Annotated in this window: 21 protein-coding genes and 1 tRNA gene; 9 read left to right on the top strand and 13 right to left on the bottom strand. The window is 67.8% G+C overall.

Annotated features, from left to right (window positions below):
- Positions 1 to 26: 26 nt before the first annotated feature.
- The 5 genes from DOS48_RS26905 to DOS48_RS26885 all read right to left on the bottom strand — a co-directional run bounded on the left by DOS48_RS26905 (position 27) and on the right by DOS48_RS26885 (position 4,492).
- Positions 27 to 854 (bottom strand): MBL fold metallo-hydrolase, encoded by an 828-nt coding sequence (locus DOS48_RS26905; protein WP_127118918.1) that lies wholly within the window; start codon positions 852 to 854, stop codon positions 27 to 29.
- 63 nt (positions 855 to 917) lie between these two features.
- A complete protein-coding gene (locus tag DOS48_RS26900; RefSeq protein ID WP_127118653.1) occupies positions 918 to 1,421 on the bottom strand; it encodes a Tfx family DNA-binding protein in 504 nt (167 codons plus the stop codon).
- 179 nt (positions 1,422 to 1,600) lie between these two features.
- The gene (locus tag DOS48_RS26895; RefSeq protein WP_127118652.1) at positions 1,601 to 2,083 is read right to left on the bottom strand and encodes a TRAM domain-containing protein; all 483 of its coding nucleotides are present in this window, start codon (positions 2,081 to 2,083) and stop codon (positions 1,601 to 1,603) included.
- Between the two features lie 124 nt (positions 2,084 to 2,207).
- Positions 2,208 to 2,555: a hypothetical protein gene (locus tag DOS48_RS26890; protein WP_127118651.1), complete on the bottom strand. Its 348-nt coding sequence runs from the start codon at positions 2,553 to 2,555 to the stop codon at positions 2,208 to 2,210.
- 74 nt (positions 2,556 to 2,629) lie between these two features.
- Positions 2,630 to 4,492 carry an acetyl-CoA carboxylase biotin carboxylase subunit gene (locus DOS48_RS26885; protein ID WP_127118650.1) on the bottom strand — a complete coding sequence of 621 codons (1,863 nt, stop codon included), beginning with the start codon at positions 4,490 to 4,492 and terminating at the stop codon, positions 2,630 to 2,632.
- A gap of 140 nt (positions 4,493 to 4,632) precedes the next feature.
- On the opposite strand from DOS48_RS26885, the gene DOS48_RS26880 reads away from it, so the two are divergent.
- On the top strand, positions 4,633 to 4,902 hold the full coding sequence (locus DOS48_RS26880) for a hypothetical protein (protein WP_127118649.1): 270 nt from the start codon (positions 4,633 to 4,635) through the stop codon (positions 4,900 to 4,902).
- A 142-nt stretch (positions 4,903 to 5,044) separates the two neighbouring features.
- On the opposite strand, the gene DOS48_RS26875 is transcribed toward DOS48_RS26880, so the two are convergent.
- Both DOS48_RS26875 and DOS48_RS26870 read right to left on the bottom strand, forming a co-directional pair.
- On the bottom strand, positions 5,045 to 5,359 hold the full coding sequence (locus DOS48_RS26875; protein ID WP_127118917.1) for a hypothetical protein: 315 nt from the start codon (positions 5,357 to 5,359) through the stop codon (positions 5,045 to 5,047).
- Between the two features lie 5 nt (positions 5,360 to 5,364).
- Positions 5,365 to 6,909, bottom strand: coding sequence for an acyl-CoA carboxylase subunit beta (locus DOS48_RS26870; RefSeq protein WP_127118648.1), 1,545 nt, complete (start codon positions 6,907 to 6,909; stop codon positions 5,365 to 5,367).
- A 289-nt stretch (positions 6,910 to 7,198) separates the two neighbouring features.
- Here DOS48_RS26870 and DOS48_RS26865 point away from each other — a divergent pair, with 289 nt between their 5' ends.
- From DOS48_RS26865 to DOS48_RS26845, 5 genes are all read left to right on the top strand, one after another.
- On the top strand, positions 7,199 to 7,837 hold the full coding sequence (locus DOS48_RS26865) for a 50S ribosomal protein L1 (protein WP_008847380.1): 639 nt from the start codon (positions 7,199 to 7,201) through the stop codon (positions 7,835 to 7,837).
- On the top strand, positions 7,834 to 8,877 hold the full coding sequence (locus DOS48_RS26860) for a 50S ribosomal protein L10 (protein WP_127118647.1): 1,044 nt from the start codon (positions 7,834 to 7,836) through the stop codon (positions 8,875 to 8,877). The genes DOS48_RS26865 and DOS48_RS26860 overlap by 4 nt, the downstream gene beginning before the upstream one ends.
- 18 nt (positions 8,878 to 8,895) lie before the next feature.
- On the top strand, positions 8,896 to 9,234 hold the full coding sequence (gene rpl12p, locus DOS48_RS26855) for a 50S ribosomal protein P1 (RefSeq protein WP_127118646.1): 339 nt from the start codon (positions 8,896 to 8,898) through the stop codon (positions 9,232 to 9,234).
- A gap of 116 nt (positions 9,235 to 9,350) precedes the next feature.
- The gene (locus tag DOS48_RS26850; protein ID WP_127118645.1) at positions 9,351 to 9,542 is read left to right on the top strand and encodes a hypothetical protein; all 192 of its coding nucleotides are present in this window, start codon (positions 9,351 to 9,353) and stop codon (positions 9,540 to 9,542) included.
- Positions 9,543 to 9,811: 269 nt separating this feature from the next.
- Entirely contained in the window at positions 9,812 to 10,045 is a 234-nt protein-coding gene (locus tag DOS48_RS26845; protein ID WP_127118644.1) for a hypothetical protein, read from the top strand.
- Between the two features lie 30 nt (positions 10,046 to 10,075).
- Here DOS48_RS26845 and DOS48_RS26840 read toward each other — a convergent pair whose 3' ends face one another.
- From DOS48_RS26840 to DOS48_RS26830, 3 genes are all read right to left on the bottom strand, one after another.
- The gene (locus DOS48_RS26840) at positions 10,076 to 11,236 is read right to left on the bottom strand and encodes a DNA primase (protein ID WP_127118643.1); all 1,161 of its coding nucleotides are present in this window, start codon (positions 11,234 to 11,236) and stop codon (positions 10,076 to 10,078) included.
- A 119-nt stretch (positions 11,237 to 11,355) separates the two neighbouring features.
- Positions 11,356 to 12,024, bottom strand: a complete 669-nt coding sequence (locus tag DOS48_RS26835; RefSeq protein ID WP_127118642.1) for an HVO_2922 family protein — start codon at positions 12,022 to 12,024, stop codon at positions 11,356 to 11,358.
- Between the two features lie 152 nt (positions 12,025 to 12,176).
- Positions 12,177 to 12,250 (bottom strand) — tRNA-Val (locus tag DOS48_RS26830).
- A 61-nt stretch (positions 12,251 to 12,311) separates the two neighbouring features.
- Here DOS48_RS26830 and DOS48_RS26825 point away from each other — a divergent pair.
- From DOS48_RS26825 to DOS48_RS26815, 3 genes are read left to right on the top strand one after another with little or no spacing between them, the layout of a single operon-like run.
- Positions 12,312 to 12,857, top strand: coding sequence for a DUF192 domain-containing protein (locus DOS48_RS26825; RefSeq protein ID WP_127118641.1), 546 nt, complete (start codon positions 12,312 to 12,314; stop codon positions 12,855 to 12,857).
- Positions 12,854 to 13,267, top strand: a complete 414-nt coding sequence (locus DOS48_RS26820; protein WP_127118640.1) for an SHOCT domain-containing protein — start codon at positions 12,854 to 12,856, stop codon at positions 13,265 to 13,267. The genes DOS48_RS26825 and DOS48_RS26820 overlap by 4 nt, the downstream gene beginning before the upstream one ends.
- Positions 13,268 to 13,324: 57 nt before the next feature.
- A complete protein-coding gene (locus tag DOS48_RS26815; protein ID WP_127118639.1) occupies positions 13,325 to 14,005 on the top strand; it encodes a DUF4013 domain-containing protein in 681 nt (226 codons plus the stop codon).
- Positions 14,006 to 14,033: 28 nt separating this feature from the next.
- Here DOS48_RS26815 and DOS48_RS26810 read toward each other — a convergent pair whose 3' ends face one another.
- The 3 genes from DOS48_RS26810 to DOS48_RS26800 form a co-directional block, all read right to left on the bottom strand.
- Complete coding sequence (locus DOS48_RS26810) at positions 14,034 to 15,185, bottom strand: ABC transporter ATP-binding protein (protein WP_127118638.1); 1,152 nt, start codon at positions 15,183 to 15,185, stop codon at positions 14,034 to 14,036.
- 159 nt (positions 15,186 to 15,344) lie between these two features.
- Positions 15,345 to 16,286, bottom strand: a complete 942-nt coding sequence (locus DOS48_RS26805) for a carbohydrate ABC transporter permease (RefSeq protein ID WP_127118637.1) — start codon at positions 16,284 to 16,286, stop codon at positions 15,345 to 15,347.
- Positions 16,283 to 17,302 (bottom strand): carbohydrate ABC transporter permease, encoded by a 1,020-nt coding sequence (locus tag DOS48_RS26800; protein WP_226929148.1) that lies wholly within the window; start codon positions 17,300 to 17,302, stop codon positions 16,283 to 16,285. Before DOS48_RS26800 ends, DOS48_RS26805 begins: the two co-directional genes overlap by 4 nt.
- Between the last annotated feature and the right edge of the window lie 29 nt (positions 17,303 to 17,331).

Below are 17,331 nucleotides of genomic sequence, written 5' to 3'. Positions count from 1 at the left end.
GTGATACGTGCTACCGAGGCTTAAGGCTACAGCTCGTACGTCTCGCCGTCGACCGCGAGCGGCTCTTCGAACGCCTCCTCGGGCGGGTAGTAGTGCGCGAGGTGGACGAGTCGGGTTCGGTCGGCGTCGAGCTCGTCGGCGAGCGCGAGCGCCCCTTCTCGGGTCATGTGCTTCGTGCCAAAGGTGCGCGGGACGCCGTCCGGCCCCTCGTGGCGCCCGCCGATCGGGTGGTGTTCACAGAGCGCCGCCGGCACGATGGCGTCGGCGAGCAACAGGTCGGCGCCGGCGAGCGCCTCGCGGGACCGCTCCGGAACGTCGTAGCTCGTGTCGCCGGTGAGCGCGAGCGTCCCGCCCGTCTCGGGGTCTTCGATGACGACGCCGTAACACAGAAGCGGCGGGTGGTCGACGGGGACGAATCGTACCTTGAACCCGCACGTCTCGAACGGCTCGAACGGGGCGCGGGCGTGGACGCCGATCCGGTCTTCGAGGTAGTCGTACTTGGCGCGGATCGTCTCCGCGACGCTCTCGTCGGTTGCCGGATCCGTCTCCGACGGCGCGTGGACCGGGAGCCCGTCGACGAGCCGGTAGACGTTGCCGAGGCCGTCGAGGTGATCGAAGTGGATGTGCGTCACGAGGCCCGCGTCGGGCAGCGGAACGTCGTTGTCGAGGAACTGGCTCCGGAAGTCGGGGCTGAAATCGACGAGCAGCGACTCGCCGGTGCGCTCGTTGGCCACGTGGACGGAGAACCGCGAGCGCGACACGTCTCGCTCGCGCGCCGCGGCGCAGGTGTCGCAGTCGCAGCCGACCGTCGGCGTCCCGGTCGTGTCGCCGGTGCCGAGCAGGGTGACCCGCATCTCTGTTCGCACTCGACCGCCCATCGACTTAGCGTCCGTGGTCGGGACACCGGCCTCCCGGTCTCAGGGCCGCCGCACCCGAATCGTCCCCGCGGCGTCGACGGTCACGAACAGCCGGTCCCGGACCTCGCGACCGTGAACCGCGTCGCCGGCGCGCTCGCCGATCGTCTTCATCAGGTCCGGCGCCGTCTGGTTCACCTTCACGCCGGCCTCGTCACAGGCGTCGTACACGCGCTTCGGGGCGTCGTAGAGGTCGGTTCCCGCCTCGATCTCCACCCGGACCGGGGCGGCGAGCGCCTCCGCGAACGCCACCGTCTCGCGGGCGTTCGCCACGTTGCTGCGGGCGCTGGCCTCGACGCTGGAGACGTTCGCGCGCGACGTGCCGAGTCGGTCCGCGATGTCCGACTGCCTGAGCCCCCGCTCGCGGAGCGCCAGCACTTCGGCCTGTCGGCGGGTGAGCACGCTCTCGTCGGCATCGAACCCCGCACGCTCCAACAGCGTCGCGGCGTCGACGCCGTCGGGATCGGGAGCCGCATCGGCGCCGGTGGCTCCGTCGTCTGCGACCATACACCACCTCTGGGGACGCGCGCTCAAAAAACGGCGGTTTCGGTGTGGGACGCGACGGCGCAGAAAAGCGGAGACGCGACGGCGTACAAGGCGGGGGCACGACGGCGTACGAAGGCGGAGCCGCGGCGGATCGGTAGCGTTTGGACTGTCCGTGGGGTGGGGTCCGAGTCGCCGCGGCGCTACTTGCCCCAGAAGTTCTCTCGGCTTCCGAGCCGTTCGCGGTCTGGACGGTCGCGGCGCCGGCCGCCCTCGTCGTCCTCGTCTGCGTCGTCGCCGTCGGCGTCCCCATCGACGTCGCCGTCCGCGTCGTCCGCGTCCTCAGGGTCCTCGGGGAGCCGCTCGACGACTTCCTGGGCGGTCGCGTGGCTCGACTTCACGCGGTGGATCCGGACCTCGGCGCGGGCCGGGGGAAGCAGGCCGTCGACGAGGACGATGAAGCCGTCGTCGGTGCGCCCCACGCCGGCCCCGCTCTCGTGGATGTCGTCGACCTCGACGACGACCTGCTCGCCGGGCTGGACCGGCTGCTGTTTCAGTTCGTAGATGGGCATGTCGTAGTGGTTACACCACTCGGCACCGCCTTTGTTGCCGTAGTGTTGACACCCCATCCCCTGGATTCGCTCGTCGAAACTCGGGCAGTCGTCGGCGAGTGGACAGTCCGCCATACCGTAGGGGAGACCGGCCGCCGTTGTAAACGTTTTCGACTGGTCGGGAGGAAACCCCGGAGTTTGGGCGATTCATCCGGGTGAGCGGCGGCTACCCGGTTCCCCGCCGGTCGCGGCCGCCCGATTAGAGAAACTCCCTGACCTCCGAGTACCACATGTCGTGGTGGTCGACCGCGCCGACCGCGTCCGCCACGTCGACCGCGATCGCGTGCCAGCACCGCTCCGAGGGGTTGTCGGCGTTGAGGTTGTAGGTCGCGTCCGCGCAGGTGCACTCGCCGTCTTCGACGACGTACTCGTCGTCGTGACCGACGACGACCGTGAAGTCGCGGTAGCGTTTCACCCGGCCTTCGCCGACCGCCTCGATGGCGCGCGTCCCGCGGTCGCCGTGTTCGTCGACGAGGGCGGTGGCGATGGGGCCGGTCAACTCTCCGGCCGCCTCTATCGCCGCCTGCCAGTCGTCGACCGACTCCATGCCGTCCTGTTCTTCGGCGGTCGGTTAAACACCGTCGGTCAGACGGGTGGGATTATAAACGCTCTCGGGCGCCGCTACTCGAGGACGACCAGCGGGTCGCCCATGTCGACGCTGTCGCCCTCGCCGACGTGGACGCTCTCGACGGTCCCGCCGCGCTCGGCGACCACGTCGTTTTCCATCTTCATCGCTTCGAGGACGCAGACCACGTCGCCGGCGGCGACCTCGTCGCCCTCGTCGACGTCGACCGAGAGGATCGTTCCCTGCATCTCCGCGGTCACCGCCTCGCCGCCCTCGGCGATGTCGACGCCGTCGTCGGCATCGCCGTCGTCGGTCGCCTGCGGGGGGCGCTGGCCGCCGCCGTCGCCGCCGGCCTCCGGCACTTGGATCGCCGGCGCGCCGCGCTCTTCGAGCTCCACCTCGAAGCGCTTGCCGTTCACCTCGACGGTGAACTCGCGTTCCGACACCTCCTCGTCGTCGCTCCCGCTCGTCGACTCGGTGCCCCACTTCTCTTGGGCCTCCGTAATCTTCGCCTCGTCTAACTCCTCGTCCAGGTAGTTCGTCGTGTGCGTGCCGGCGACGAATCGCTCGTCGTCGAGCATCAGCCGGTGGAACGGGACGATGGTGACGACGCCGTCGAGTTCGTACTCCGCGAGCGCGCGCTTCGAGCGTGCGAGACACTCCTCGCGATCACTGCCCCACACGATCAGCTTCGCGATCATCGAGTCGTAGTCCGTCACGAGTTCGTCGCCCTGCCGGAGCGCGTCGTCGACGCGAACGCCGATCCCGCCCGGCGGGTCGTAGGTCTCTAGCCGCCCCTCGTTGGCAGGCTGGAAGTCGGCGGCCGCGTTCTCGGCGTTGATCCGGAACTCGATCGCGTGGCCGTCGAGTTCGACGTCGTTCTGCGCGACCGAGAGCCCCTCCCCGGCGGCGACTCGAAGCTGCTCTTTTACGATGTCGATCCCCGTCAGCTCCTCCGTGACGGTGTGTTCGACCTGAATTCGGGTGTTGACTTCGAGGAAGTAGAACGGCGTGTCGGGACCGAGCGGCTCCGCGGGGTCGCGTTCGACGTTCTCTTCGACGAGGAACTCCACCGTGCCGGCGTTGGTGTAGTCGGCGGCCGCGACGCCCCGACGGGCGGCCTCGCCGATCTTCTCGCGCAGTTCGTCGGAGAGCGCGGGCGAGGGCCCCTCCTCTATCACCTTCTGGTGGCGGCGCTGGAGCGAGCAGTCGCGCTCGCCGAGGTGGACTACGTCGCTCTCGTCGAGCGAGCCGTCGCCTTCGGGGTCGTCCGCGACGATCTGGACTTCGATGTGGCGCGGGTTCTGCAGGTAGCGTTCGAGGTAGACGGAGTCGTTCGAGAAGTACGCCTCGCCCTCGCGTCTCGCGGATTCGAGCGCTTCCTCGGCCTCGTCGGCGCTCTCGACGACCTTCATGCCGCGACCGCCGCCGCCGCCCTCTGCCTTGATGGCGACGGGGTAGCCGTGCTCGTCGCCGAACTCGGTCACCGCGCCGACCTCTGTGACCGGCTCCGTCGTCCCCGGAACGATGGGGACGTCGGCGTCGTCCATCACGCGCCGCGCGTGCGTCTTCTCGCCGAGTCGCTCCATCGCGTCGCTCGACGGGCCGACCCAGGTGATCCCGTCCGTCGACTCGACGCGGGCGGCGAAGTCGGCGTTCTCGGCGAGGAACCCGTATCCGGGGTGGATCGCGTCGGCGCCGGCCGCCTGCGCGGCCTCGACGACCGCCTCCCCGTCGAGATACGAGTCGGCCGCGCGGGCCGGTCCCACGTTGTAGGCCTCGTCCGCGTGTCGGACGTGACCCGCGTGTTTGTCCGCGTCGCTGTACACGGCGACGGTGTCGACACCCAGCTCCGCACAGGCGCGCATCACCCGAACCGCTATCTCCCCGCGGTTCGCGACCAGAACCTTGTCGAACATTCCTGCACGTTCCTTCCACCATAACCTACCTCATTCTATCGGTCCGCGACGACGATCGGTAACGACGATCGTCGTACTCCGTCGCTGCCGATCGCGAGGTCCCGAGACGATTAAGAGCCTGCCGACCGCCACGTTCGCACATGATATCGCCCGAGAACCCATACATGCTGCCGTCGGTGTTGGTCGCCGCCGTCGCGTATCTCGCCGTGACGCTTCTCACCGACGCCTCGCTGCTCGTCCGGATCGGGATCCTCGTCCTCCTCGCCGGCGTCCTCCCGGTTATGCTCAGCCTGCTTCTCGGCGGCGGTTCGGCCGAGGACGGGTACGAGGAGCCGCTCCAAGAGTCGGCCGCGGAAGACGGAGACGAGACGGCGGACGGCGGAGACACCAACGAATCACGCGGCGCGTGATCGCGGCCGGCGTTCCATCAGTTCGCCAACAGATTTATGCGTAACTGCCCGAATACTTCGGGTACACCCTACGGGGGTACGATGGAGACTGGCGCGCCGGCGGCCGCGGCGCACGGACTCCGGGGGAATGCGCGCGTCCGGTTCAGAACCGGTCGGCGCGACCGGCCGCGGTCCACGGGTCGGTCGGCGCGTTGACCGGGACCCGAACCGACCGATTCTGCAGCCGATCCACTCGACCGGCGAACGCCCAGCGCTCGCCCTCCCACGCCGGTTCGTCGCCTTCTGCCGCCGCCGCGGCCGCCGCGCGCTCGCCGTCTCGGAGGTGCGCCGCCACCGCGGCCGCGATGGCGGCCGCCTCCGCGTCGTCCGCGTCGTCCGGGATCGAGAGCCCGTCTACGGCGACGCCGTCGGCTCCTTCGTCGTCCGCCGTTCCGGCTGCTCGCTCGGGTGCCTCCATCGCCATCAGATCGGGATGTTTCCGTGCTTCTTCTCGGGCGCGTCCGAGCGCTTCCCTTTGAGCATCGTCAGGTCGTCGATCAGCCGCGCGCGGGTCTCCGCGGGCTCGATGACGTCGTCGACGAAGCCGCGGTCGGCGGCGCTGTACGGGTTCGCGAACTCCTCGCGGTACTCGTCGATGAGCTCCTGCCGGCGCGCGTCGGGGTCGTCGGCCTCGGCCAGTTCCTCGCGGTAGAGGACGTTGACCGCGCCTTTCGGCCCCATCACGGCGATCTCGGCGGTCGGCCACGCGTAGTTCACGTCGCCGCCGATGTGCTTCGAGGACATCACGCAGTAGGCGCCGCCGTACGCCTTCCGGGTGATGACGGTCAAGAGCGGCACCGTCGCCTCCGAGAACGCGTACAGCAGCTTCGCGCCGTGGCGGATGATCCCGTTGTGCTCCTGGTCGGTGCCGGGCATGAAGCCGGGTACGTCCTCGAAGGTGACGATGGGGATGTTGAACGCGTCACAGAAGCGGACGAACCGCGCGCCCTTCTGGCTCGACTCGATGTCGAGCGTGCCGGCGTTCACGCGGGGGTTGTTGGCGACGATACCGACCGAGTGGCCGTCGAGGCGGCCGAACCCGACGACGATGTTCTTCGCGAAGTCCTCCTGGACCTCGAAAAAGGACCCCTCGTCGACGACGCTGCCGATCACGTCTTTCATGTCGTACGGCTTCCGCGGGGCGTCGGGGACGATGTCGCCGAGGTCCTCGTCGGCCCGCTCCGGGTCGTCCCACGGCTCGACGCGCGGCGGGTCCTCCACGTTGTTGGCGGGGAGATACGAGAGCAGCCGCGCGATGTCGTCTAACGCGTCCTCCTCGCTCTCCTCCGCGAAGTGCGCGACACCCGAGGTCGACGAGTGCGTGACCGCCCCGCCGAGTTCTTCGAAACTCACCTCCTCGCCCGTGACGGTCTCGATGACGTCCGGGCCGGTGATGAACATGTGCGAGGTGTCCTTGACCATGAACGTGAAATCCGTAATCGCCGGGGAGTAGACGGCACCGCCGGCACACGGGCCCATGATCGCCGATATCTGGGGAACCACGCCGGACGCCTCGGTGTTTCGCCGGAAGATTTCCGCGAACCCGCCGAGGGAGGCGACGCCCTCCTGAATCCGAGCGCCCGCGGAGTCGTTCAGCCCGACGACGGGCGCGCCCACGTCCATCGCTTTGTCCATCACCTTACACACCTTCTCCGCGAACACCTCGCCGAGCGACCCGCCGAAGACGGTGAAGTCGTGCGCGAAGACGAACGTCTTCCGGCCGTTCACCTCGCCGTAGCCGGTGACGACCCCGTCGCCCGGTATCTGCTGTTCCTCGGTTCCGAACTTGTGGTTCCGGTGGGTGCGGAACCGGTCGAACTCGTGGAACGTCCCGTCGTCGAGGAAGTAGTCGATGCGCTCGCGCGCCGTCATCTTCCCCTTGTCGTGTTGGGACTCGATCCGCTCTTCGCCGCCGCCGAGCGCTGCCTCCTCGCGGCGCTCGCGGAGATTCTCGATACGGTCGTCCATCGTCACGCCGGACCACCCTGAGTCATTACCTCGTCGGTCGGAGAGTGGCATCAAAAGGGTTCCCCTATGCGACGTTTTCGCCTTCGACGCGTGTCGATACCGCGCGGTTCGGGTCGCCGTCGGCGCCCGGCGCGGCCCCCGCTCGACCGCCCGTACGCGCCCTGTCGCCGGTTCACACGCCGAACGGCGGTTCGACGCTTTTAAACCTCCGATGGACCACTCTCCGGTGAGACAGGCTTCGCCTGTTTCACTGACCCGTAGGAGCGACCTGCGTACTACGGAGGTGAAAATGGCAGACACAATACAAGAGGCCGTAACCCTCGCACTCGACGATGCGCCCGAGCGGAACTTCCGCGAGACCGTGGACATCGCTATCAACCTGCGAGATCTCGACCTCAACGATCCGTCGAACCGCATCGACGAGTCCGTCGTGCTGCCGGCTGGAACGGGGCAGGAGACACAGATTGTCGTCTTCGCGGAGGGCGAAACCGCCGTCCGCGCTCAGGAAGTTGCTGATCAAGTGCTTGACAGCGACGACCTCGAGGACCTCGGAGACGACGACGACCGCGCTAAGGATCTGGCCGGCGAGACCGACTTCTTCGTCGCAGAGGCCAACCTGATGCAGGACATCGGTCGGTACCTCGGTACCGTCCTCGGTCCGCGCGGGAAGATGCCTACCCCACTGCAGCCGGACGACGACATCGTCGACACAGTCAATCGGATGAAAAACACGGTGCAGCTCCGGTCGCGTGACCGGCGCACGTTCCACACTCGTGTCGGTGCCGAGGATATGGGCCCCGACGCGATCTCGGACAACATCGACGTCATCATCCGCCGACTCGAAGCGAGCCTCGAGAAGGGGCCGCTCAACATCGACGGGATCTACGTGAAGACCACGATGGGTCCCGCGAAGGAGGTGCCCGTATGAGCTCGGTTCGTCAAACCGAGACGATTCCGGAGTGGAAACAGGAGGAAGTCGACGAGCTCGTCGATTTCATCGAGTCGTTCAACTCCGTCGGGATCGTCGGCGTCGCCGGCATCCCGAGCCGTCAGCTTCAGGCCATGCGCCGCGAGCTGCACGGCTCCGCCGACGTTCGGATGAGCCGCAACACGCTCACCGTTCGCGCGCTCGAAGCCGTCAACGACGGCGTCGAGGACCTGACCCAGTACGTCTCTGGACAGGTCGCGCTCATCGGCACGAACGACAACCCCTTCGGCCTCTTCAAGCAGTTGGAGGCCTCGAAGACGCCCGCCCCGATCAACGCGGGCGAGGTCGCCCCCAACGCCGTCGTCATCCCCGAGGGTGACACGGGCGTCGACCCCGGCCCGTTCGTCGGCGAGCTCCAGACCGTCGGAGCCGCCGCGCGCATCCAGGACGGCTCGATCATGGTCACCGAGGACTCACAGGTCCTCGACGAGGGCGAAGTCGTCGACGACGACCTCGCCAACGTCCTGACCGAACTCGGCATCGAGCCGAAGGAAGTCGGGCTCGACCTCAAGGGCGTCTACTCCGAGGGCGTCCTGTTCGAGCCGGACGAGCTGGAAATCGACGTCGAGGAGTACGAGGCGGACCTCCGCTCGGCGGCCGCCGCCGCGCGGAACCTCTCCGTCAACGCCGCGTACCCGACCGCCGCCACCGCCGGGACCCTTCTCGCGAAGGCCTCCGGCGAGGCCAAGTCGGTCGGCCTGTTCGCGGAGATCGAGAGCCCGGACGTCGTGCCCGACCTCATCGGGAAGGCCGACGCCCAGCTCCGCGCGCTCGCGGCGCAGATCGACGACGACGAGGCGCTTCCCGAGGAGCTACAGGGCGTCGAAGCCGCCCCGGCTCCCGAGACGGACGACACCGAAACAGCAGAACAGGCGGAGGAAGAAGACGACACGGACGATGCTGAGGCAGCCGACGCCGACGACGCCGACGACGATGGCGACGACGACGGCGGCGAGGGTCTCGGCGCGATGTTCGGATAACACTACGAGGATACACCAATGGAATACGTTTACGCTGCGCTCATCCTGAACGAGACTGGCGAAGAGATCAACGAAGAAAACGTCACCGGCGTGCTCGAAGCCGCCGGCGTCGACGTCGAGGAATCCCGCGTCAAGGCGCTCGTCGCCGCGCTGGAAGACGTCGACATCGAAGAGGCCATCCAGACGGCCGCCGCGGCTCCCGCCGCCGGCGCCGCCGCGGGCGGCTCCGCTGACGCCGACGAGGCAGACGAGGCCGACGAGGCCGACGAGGCCGAGGAAGCCGCCGACGAGGCGGACGACGACGACGACGAAGACGAAGACGACGGCGGCGAGGGCCTCGGCGAGCTCTTCGGCTAACGCCGGGAACTCCCGACGCTCCGACCGCGTTAACCGACCCTCTCTTTATGAACTCGCTATCCGGAGTGATAACGCCGTCCGCGAATTTATATACGGATCTCGGGAACTGAACCGTGATGAAGATTGTCGACGGCGACAAAGTCGAGTGCGATCGGTGCGAGTCGGTGTTCCCCATCGAGAACGTCTCGCTGCTCGAAAAAGAGACGAACCGAGACTACGAGCGAGCCCTGTGCGACGACTGCCTCGGCGCCGTCGGGGTGCCGAAAGGGTACACGCTCCGCCGGGACATCACTCACCTCGCCGGGTGAGCCGGTCGGTCGTGCGGTACTCTAACACGCTCTCTCCGGTCGAGGGATAGTCCCCATTTGTCACCCGAACTCTCCCCGACCGTCTCCCGACCGCGGCGCCGTCCGCCTCGCGTGCGGGGCCCGCGCGACGCTCTTTTGCCCTCCGGGTGGGCCACTTTCCGCCGTCTGCGTGATCGACTCTCGACACGGCTCGTCTCGCTCGCGCACGGCTCACCGCCGCTGCCGCCCTCATCGAAGTCCTTTTTTAGCGGCGACGGGAACTCGCTGGCATGGAAATCGACGCGGAACTCCGCCGACAGATTCTGGTCTCGCTGTCGGCGGCCGCTGTCTTCGTCGTTGGGTTGGTCGGCGTCGGGACCGCGTTCGGTCGCGAACTGCCGAGCGCCGACGCGATCGAACTGACGAGCACCGGCGCCATCGCGCTGGTCGGACTGCTCACCGGATTCGTGCTGTTGATGGCGCTCGTCGGCGCGTACCTGATCCGCAAAGGCGACGACGCGTAACGACCCGCCTGCGGTCCTTTTTCCGTCCTGTCACTTGCCGTCCGCCGCCGCGTGCTGTTCCCGCCAGTCAGTCACGCTCTCGGCCTCCTCCACGCGCGTCTCGTAGTAGGCGAGCGGGTCGGCGGCGACCTGCATGTGGTCGTCTTCGTTGTGACAGATACCGTAGTTCGCGAGCGTCTCGCAGGTCGGCGGTGGGTACTGGCTGCCTCGGTCGTCGCTTAAGTACTCGGTCTGGTAGCGAATTCCTTCGGCGTCGAGGCTCGTGTCGGCACAGAACGCGACCACTTCGTCGGGCGACATCCCGATCCCGACGAGAAACGCCATCAGCGCGAACGACTCCGGCGGGGTCAGATCCGTCCCGCGCTCCGTCTTCGCGATCAGGTTCTGCATACAGGGCGGGAACAGGTCCGGCGCGACCACGTCGACGGGGCCCGAGTACGTCCGCTCGGAGAGCAGTCGCTTGAGATCCGCGACGCCGGACTCCAGCTCGGCCGCGATACCCTCGCCGGCCGCCAGTTCGAACGGGAGCCCCTCCCCGACTCGGTCTTCGATCGCGGCCTCGAGCGCGTCTAACAGCTCCTCGCGCGACACCCGGACCTCCCCGTCGGCGAGCGCGCGGTTGACGAGCCGCCACGACGGCCCCCACGACGGCGACGTGAGCCGGAGGTACGGCCCCACGCCGATCCAGTACTGATCCGGGTCGCGCCCGCTCTGTGATCCGGCTCCCGCCCCGGCCGGACCGCCGGCTCCCGCGCTCGGTCGAACCGGCTCCGCCCGCACCGCGTCAGCGAGGTCGAACTCGGCGAGCACGTCGTCGAGGTCGACGGTCGGCGTCGACATCGATCGCAGTTCGCCGTCCGTCGCGAGGTCCTCGCGGATCCGATGTATCGCCGTCGACGCCTCCGCCGCGGCGTACTTCTCGATGGCGGGCTGTGAGTCCAAAAGCGAGACCAGGATCCGCGCGATCGGGTACGAGAGCAGCTCGGCCTGCACGTCGTACGCCGACTCGGCGGGGAAGGCGCCGCTCTCGGAGACGATAGTCCCGTCGAGTAAGGCGCGTTCGACGCGTTCGCGTGCGCGCTTGACCGCCGGCGCGTCGGCCGCGACGAGCTCCGGCAGCGACACCGCGGCGTCCGCGACCGCCTCTCGGGCGGTCGCGAAGAACGGGTACTTGGCGTCGAGCGCGTCCATGTCCGGCCCGAGGTAGCAACGGGCGGCGAATAAGCGGTGCGGTCCGCGGCGAGGTTCCCGCCGCGCTGCTCGGCGCCCGATCGCCGCCGGCTTTGACGCGGCGTCGACGCGCCCGCCGCTTACTCCGTCGTCGCGTCGTCCGGGGACGACTCGTTGACGGCAGCGCCGACCGCGTTCGATTTCACGCTTTCGAGCCCCTGTTCCGCCTTCTGTTTGGAGGCGTACCCCTGCCCGCTGTCGGCGATGATGTTCCCGTTGTCGTGGGTGAGCCGCCAGCGGTGTTTCTCCGCCGCATCACGGAACAGCTCGAACGTCGCGTTGCTCCCCCCGTCGTCCGGCGCCTCCTCGTCGGCGTCGGCGTCGACCACGTGGGCGCCCGCCGCGTTTCGCTGGACGCTCTCGATTCCAGCCTTGGCGTCGCGCTTGTCGGAGTACCCCTCGCCGCCGTCGGCGATGATGTTCCCGTTGACGTGGGTGAGCCGCCACCGCCACTTGCCGGCGGTGTCCTCGTACAGTTCGAAGTCCGCCTTGCTCGCGTCGGCGTCGGCGTCGATTTCCCCCTCCGCCTCCGGCCACTCCATCTCGAGTTCGAAGCGTACCGCGTCGTCTTCGCGTTCGAGTTCGACTTCGACCGCCTGCTCCGCCGGCGGATCGACGGTCACCGTGCCGGCGTCGTCGACGGGAACCGGTTCCCCTCGGCCGAGCGCCGCTGCGATGCGCCGAAAGTAGGTCGCGAGCGCCTGTCGGCTCCGTGATTCCCGCGATTCGTGGACGGTTTCATCGACCATACGCAGCACCGTCACGGCGAGTGTACAAAACGCTGTGGCCGATTTCGGACAGATCGGACGCGCTTCGGGCGCAGCAGTCCGACAGGCGGTTCGAACCCGCCCTCAAACAGTCACAGCGGCGCCGCTCACGAATTGTTCGCGGCGCCGACAAGTGGGCTCGGGCGGGTTCGAACCGCCGACCTCAGCCTTGTAAAGGCCGCGTCATGACCAGCTAGACCACGAGCCCTCACGATTTCAAACCCGCCGGGAGCGGAAAACGGTTTCTTTCTGGCCCGCCAGAGTCGACTGTGAACCGCCGCTTGCTCGTCATCGTCGGCACACTCGCCGGTGTCTCCCTCCTGTCTGTCGCCGCGCTCGCGGCGAACCCGGCCCTGCTCGTCGCTGACTACGAGACGACGACGGTCGAGGTCGTCGACGGCGAGACGGGCGCCTCGCTCGCGACGGTCGAGGCACGGGTCGCAGACGGGTTCCGCAAGCAGTACGTCGGCCTCTCCGCGACCGACGAGTTGGCCGACGACGAGGGGATGCTGTTCGTCCACGACCGGTCCGCCGAGCGCGCCTACGTCATGCGCGGGATGTCGTTCGGACTCGATATCCTCTTCGTCGCGCCCAACGGCACCGTCACCCGAATCCACGAGGCGACGCCCGAACGGCGCCCGTACACCCGGTACACGGGCACCGGCCGGTACGTCCTCGAAGTGCCCCGCGGCTGGACCGAGCGACACGGCGTCACCCCCGGCGACCGGCTCCGATTCGACCGAATCGCCGCTGCGACCCGCGCGTCGGCCGCGACGAAACCGATTTCACCTTCGCAGGCGTCGACTCAGACATGACCGGTCTGCTCCGCCGGGTCGCGTGGAACGTTCGCCACCGCTGGCGGCGGATCTTCGTGGTCCTCGTCGTCGGCGCCGGCGTCGCCGCCCCCTTGGTAACCGGCCTCTGGTGGTCGCTGCCGCTCGTCTGGTTCTTCGGGCTGTTCGTCCTGTTGCCCGTCTTCCACACGCTGACGAAGCCGGTTCCTGACGCTGACGGCGACGACGCCGACGCGCCAGCCGACCCCGCCCTCCGCGCGCTCCGCGAGCGCTACGCTCGCGGCGAGATAGACGACGCGGAGTTCGAGCGCAAACTCGACCGGCTCCTGGCGACCGAAGACGCGGAGACGGTCGACCGCAGCAGCAGCGACGTCCTCGCCGAGCGCGTCCGCGACGGCCTCCGGCGCGAAGTCGAGCGCGTCCGAGAGTGACGCTGCGTTCAGACTCGACCGGCGCCGTTTTACGCCGCGCTGGCGAGAGTTGCTGACGTGTTCATCGACGCGCTCCGGTACCCGTTCGCCGACCGAACGCGACTGGACGGCACCGTGAAATGCCTCGCGGCGCTGCTGTTTTGCGGGACGCTCGTCCGGTTCGCGGCCCGCCTCTGGCCCGACTGGTCGCTCGTCGGGCCGCTCGTCGTCGCCGTCGGCCCGCTGTTCGCGTGGCTCGGGCTCCTCGGGGGCGTCCTCGCCGGTCGCGGCTTCCCTCGCGTGCGACGGCGCGCCACGCTTCGGCTCGCCGCTCGCGTCGCCGGCGTCGCCGTCGTCTACCTGCTCCCCGCAGTCGTCACCGTGGTCGGCGCCGGCTACGTGGTCGCGAGCGGGTCGGTTCCGAACGCGCTCGGCGGCGTCACTCTCGCGACGCTCGCGACCGCCGCCCTCCTCGTCACCGTCGCCTGCGGCTACCTCTTTCCGGCGGCGGCCGTCGTGAGCGTCCGAGACGGACTCCGAGCGGGCCTCAGCCGCGACGCGCTCCGCGGGACGGCGTCGAGCACGTACTTTCTCGCGTGGGTCGGCGCGACCGTCCTCGTCGTCGTCGCCTGGAGCGCGCTCGCGGCGACGGCCACGCGAAGCGTCGCCGCCCTGCTCGCGCTGAGCTGGTGCGCCTACGCGCACGTCGCGGCCGCGGCGCTGCTCGCCGACGGCGTCGATCGGACCGCCTACTGGTGACCGCTCGGAAAAAATCAGCGCGCGCCGCTCAGCCGAGGTCGACCTGGTCTGCGGCGTCTTCCATCGACCGATTGTGGAGCGCTTCACCGGTGATCCGGTCGAAGAGGTGGATCGCGTCCTCCGGCACGTGTGCGATCACCGTGTCGCCCTCGCTGACCCGCGTGAACCCGTCGATGGTCGCGACGAGCGGTTCGGCGCCTTCGGGGGTTGCGTCGGGGTCGAAGTGGAGGTACACCGTGTTCTCGTCGCCCATCGGCTCGACGACGTCGACCGTCATCTCGAACTCGTGCGCGTCGGTCTGCGTCTCGACGAGTTCGATCGCCTCCGGCCGGACCCCCATGACGAGGTCGGTCGTCTCGCCGAGGCTCGCCCGTACCTCGTCGCTGAGCGGGTACTCGAAGGCGTCGGCGTGCAGGCGGTCGCCGTCGAGCGACACGTCGAAGAAGTTCATCGAGGGCTCTCCGAGGAAGCTCGCGACGAACTGGTTCGCCGGCTCGTGGTAACACTTCAGCGGCGACGCGATCTGCTGGAGCTCCCCGCCGTCGAGGATGGCGATCCGGTCGCCCATCGTCATCGCCTCGGTCTGGTCGTGGGTGACGTACACCGTCGTCACGCCGAGGTCGTTCTGGAGCCGCTGGAGCTCCGTCCGCATCTCCGCGCGGAGCTTCGCGTCGAGGTTGCTGAGCGGCTCGTCCATCAGGAACACCTCGGGGTCGCGGACGATCGCCCGACCGAGGGCGACGCGCTGCTGTTGGCCTCCGGACAGGTCGCTCGGCTTGCGGTCGAGCAGCGGCGAAATACCGAGCATCTCGCCGGTCTCCGTCACCATCCGGGCGATCTCGTCGTCCGGCAGATCGGTCGACTCCTCCAGTCCGAACGACATGTTCTCTTGGACGCTCATATGCGGGTAGAGCGCGTACGACTGGAACACCATCGCGATGTCCCGGTCCTGCGATTTCACGTCGTTGATGACGCGGTCGCCGAGCGCGATCGTTCCGGACGTGATCGTTTCGAGCCCGGCTATCATCCGCAGCGTCGTGGACTTGCCACACCCTGACGGGCCGACGACGACGAGGAACTCCCCGTCGTCGATCGACATCGAGATGTCGTCGACGGCGACGACCTCCTCGTTGCCGTCCTGAAACGTCTTCGTTATCGAATCGAGTTCAAGCGTTGCCATATCTGTGAGTTGTGATCGCTGTCGAATCGTGGATTCCGCGCCGCACCGACCGTTTGCTCTGTTCCGTGTCGAAGACGCCCGGCGCCTGCACGGGGTTCTGTTCGTCGCTGCCGGGCGTTCGCACGCGGCTCGCGCCGGCTTCGGGCCGTGTCACGCGCGTCACGCCGCCACCCCCTCGGCGAACTCGTCGCCGAAGAGAATGTACACCGCGAGCGTCGGGAGCGCCGCGAAGAACGCCCCGGCCATCCGGAGCGCGAAGTCTTGGCCCTCCATCGAGGTCCCGAGTCCCGCGAGGATCAACACGACCGGAGCCGCGGCGCTCGACTCCGTCGAGACGAGAACCAGCGTGAACAGCAGGTCGTTCCAGATCTGGGTGAACTGGTAGATGAGCACCACGGCGAACATCGGACCCGAGAGCGGCAAGACGATCCGCCGGTAGACGCGGCGGAGCGACGCGCCGTCGAGGCGGGCCGACTCCATCATCTCGTCGCTCATCGTCTTGTAGTACGTCCGGAACAGGAGCGTACAGATCGGGATCCCGTACGCGACGTGGGTGATCACGAGCTCGACTATCCCGACATAGTCGTCGGGGATGCCGAGCGCCCAGACGAACGACAGTATCTCTCCGAGTTGGACCCACTGCGACCAGAACTGCGTCAGCGGAACCAACACCGCCTGGTACGGGATGAAGATCCCCGCGATGATGATCGCGAGGACCAACGCCTTGTACGACGGCTTCCAGTTCGGAATCGTCAGTCCGTACGCCGTGATGCTCCCGACGAGCGCCGAGATGATCGTGGCCGGAACGGCGTACAAGAGGCTGTTCCCCATCCCGCGCAGCAGGGCGTCGATCGCGGTCTGCCACTTTTCGAGCGTGAAGCCGGACCCGCCCGGCGGCGCGAACGGGGCCGTCTCGATTATCGCCGTCCCGGTCTTAAACGAGGTGACAAGTCCGGACTCGATGGGAACGAGGTAGAACGCCGCCGCAAGCGTCAACACGCCGTACAGCGAGGCTTCTCCGGCCGTCATCTCGCCGAGCGTCCGGCGCGCTCTGCTCACCGCCGCTGTCCCGCCGTCAGTTCGAAGTGCGTCGTCGCTCATAGGTTGTCCCTCCGGTACTCATACACGAGGTACGGGCCGATGACCGCCAGCGCCATCCCGAAGAGGACGATGGCGATGGCCGCGCCGTACGCCCACTCGAGGTTCGCGTACGCCTCCCGCACCATCTTCGTCGCGAGGATGTCGGCGCCGTTCGGCGGCCGATACCCGCCGACGAGCGAGTAGAGGAAGTCGAAGGCCTTCATGCCGAACACCATGAGCACGACGGCGGCGCTGATGGTCGCGCCTTTTAACTGCGGGATGATCACTCGCCAGTACATCTTCAGCGTCGACGCGCCGTCGACTTTGGCCGCCTCGTAGTGTTCGTCCGGAATCGCGCGGAGTCCGGCCAGGTACACGACCATCGCGTACCCCGAGAACTGCCACATCAACGCGAAGATGACGGCGTACAACACGATCGCCTGATTGCCGAGCCAGCTCACCGGTCCGAGTCCGAAGACCCCGATGACGCCGTTCGCGATCCCGTTGTTGAAGTTGTATATCCACAGCCAGAACTGTGCGGTCACGACGAACGAGAGGCTCATCGGCAGGAGGTAGATCGTCCGGAACGTGTTCTCGAACCGGATCCCCCTGTCTATCAAGATTGCGAGGATGAGGCCGATCGTGAGCGTTCCCACGGTGAACGCGATCAGCAGGATGAGCGTGTTGATCGCGGCGTCGATGAACCCGGAGTCCGCGAGCGCGCGAGTGTACATCCCGAAGTCGAGATTTGAGTAGTCGGGCGCGTTCGCGAATCCCTGGTAGTCGGTGAGCGAGATGAACAGGTTCCAGATGACCGCGCCGTACACGAAAAGCGCCATCAGCAGGAACGGCGGGAGCCAGAAGATCGACGACTCGACGAAGTCGCTGCCGAAGCGGCGATCGATCTCGCTTCCGATCCGGTCGACGACCCCCGAGTCCGCTCCCGGATCCGACGCTGCAGGAGCGTCCTCGCTCACGACGCCGCCGTCGGTTCGGGCGTCCTCGTCGCCTGCGGACGGGCTGATCGCACGGTGCAATCGACGGTAAAAATTGAACATCTGCGAGT

It is taken from the genome of Halorubrum sp. PV6 (assembly GCF_003990725.2).
Lineage (GTDB): Archaea > Halobacteriota > Halobacteria > Halobacteriales > Haloferacaceae > Halorubrum.
Note: the sequence above shows the minus strand (reverse complement) of the source record. Positions and strands in the feature narration are given on the sequence as shown.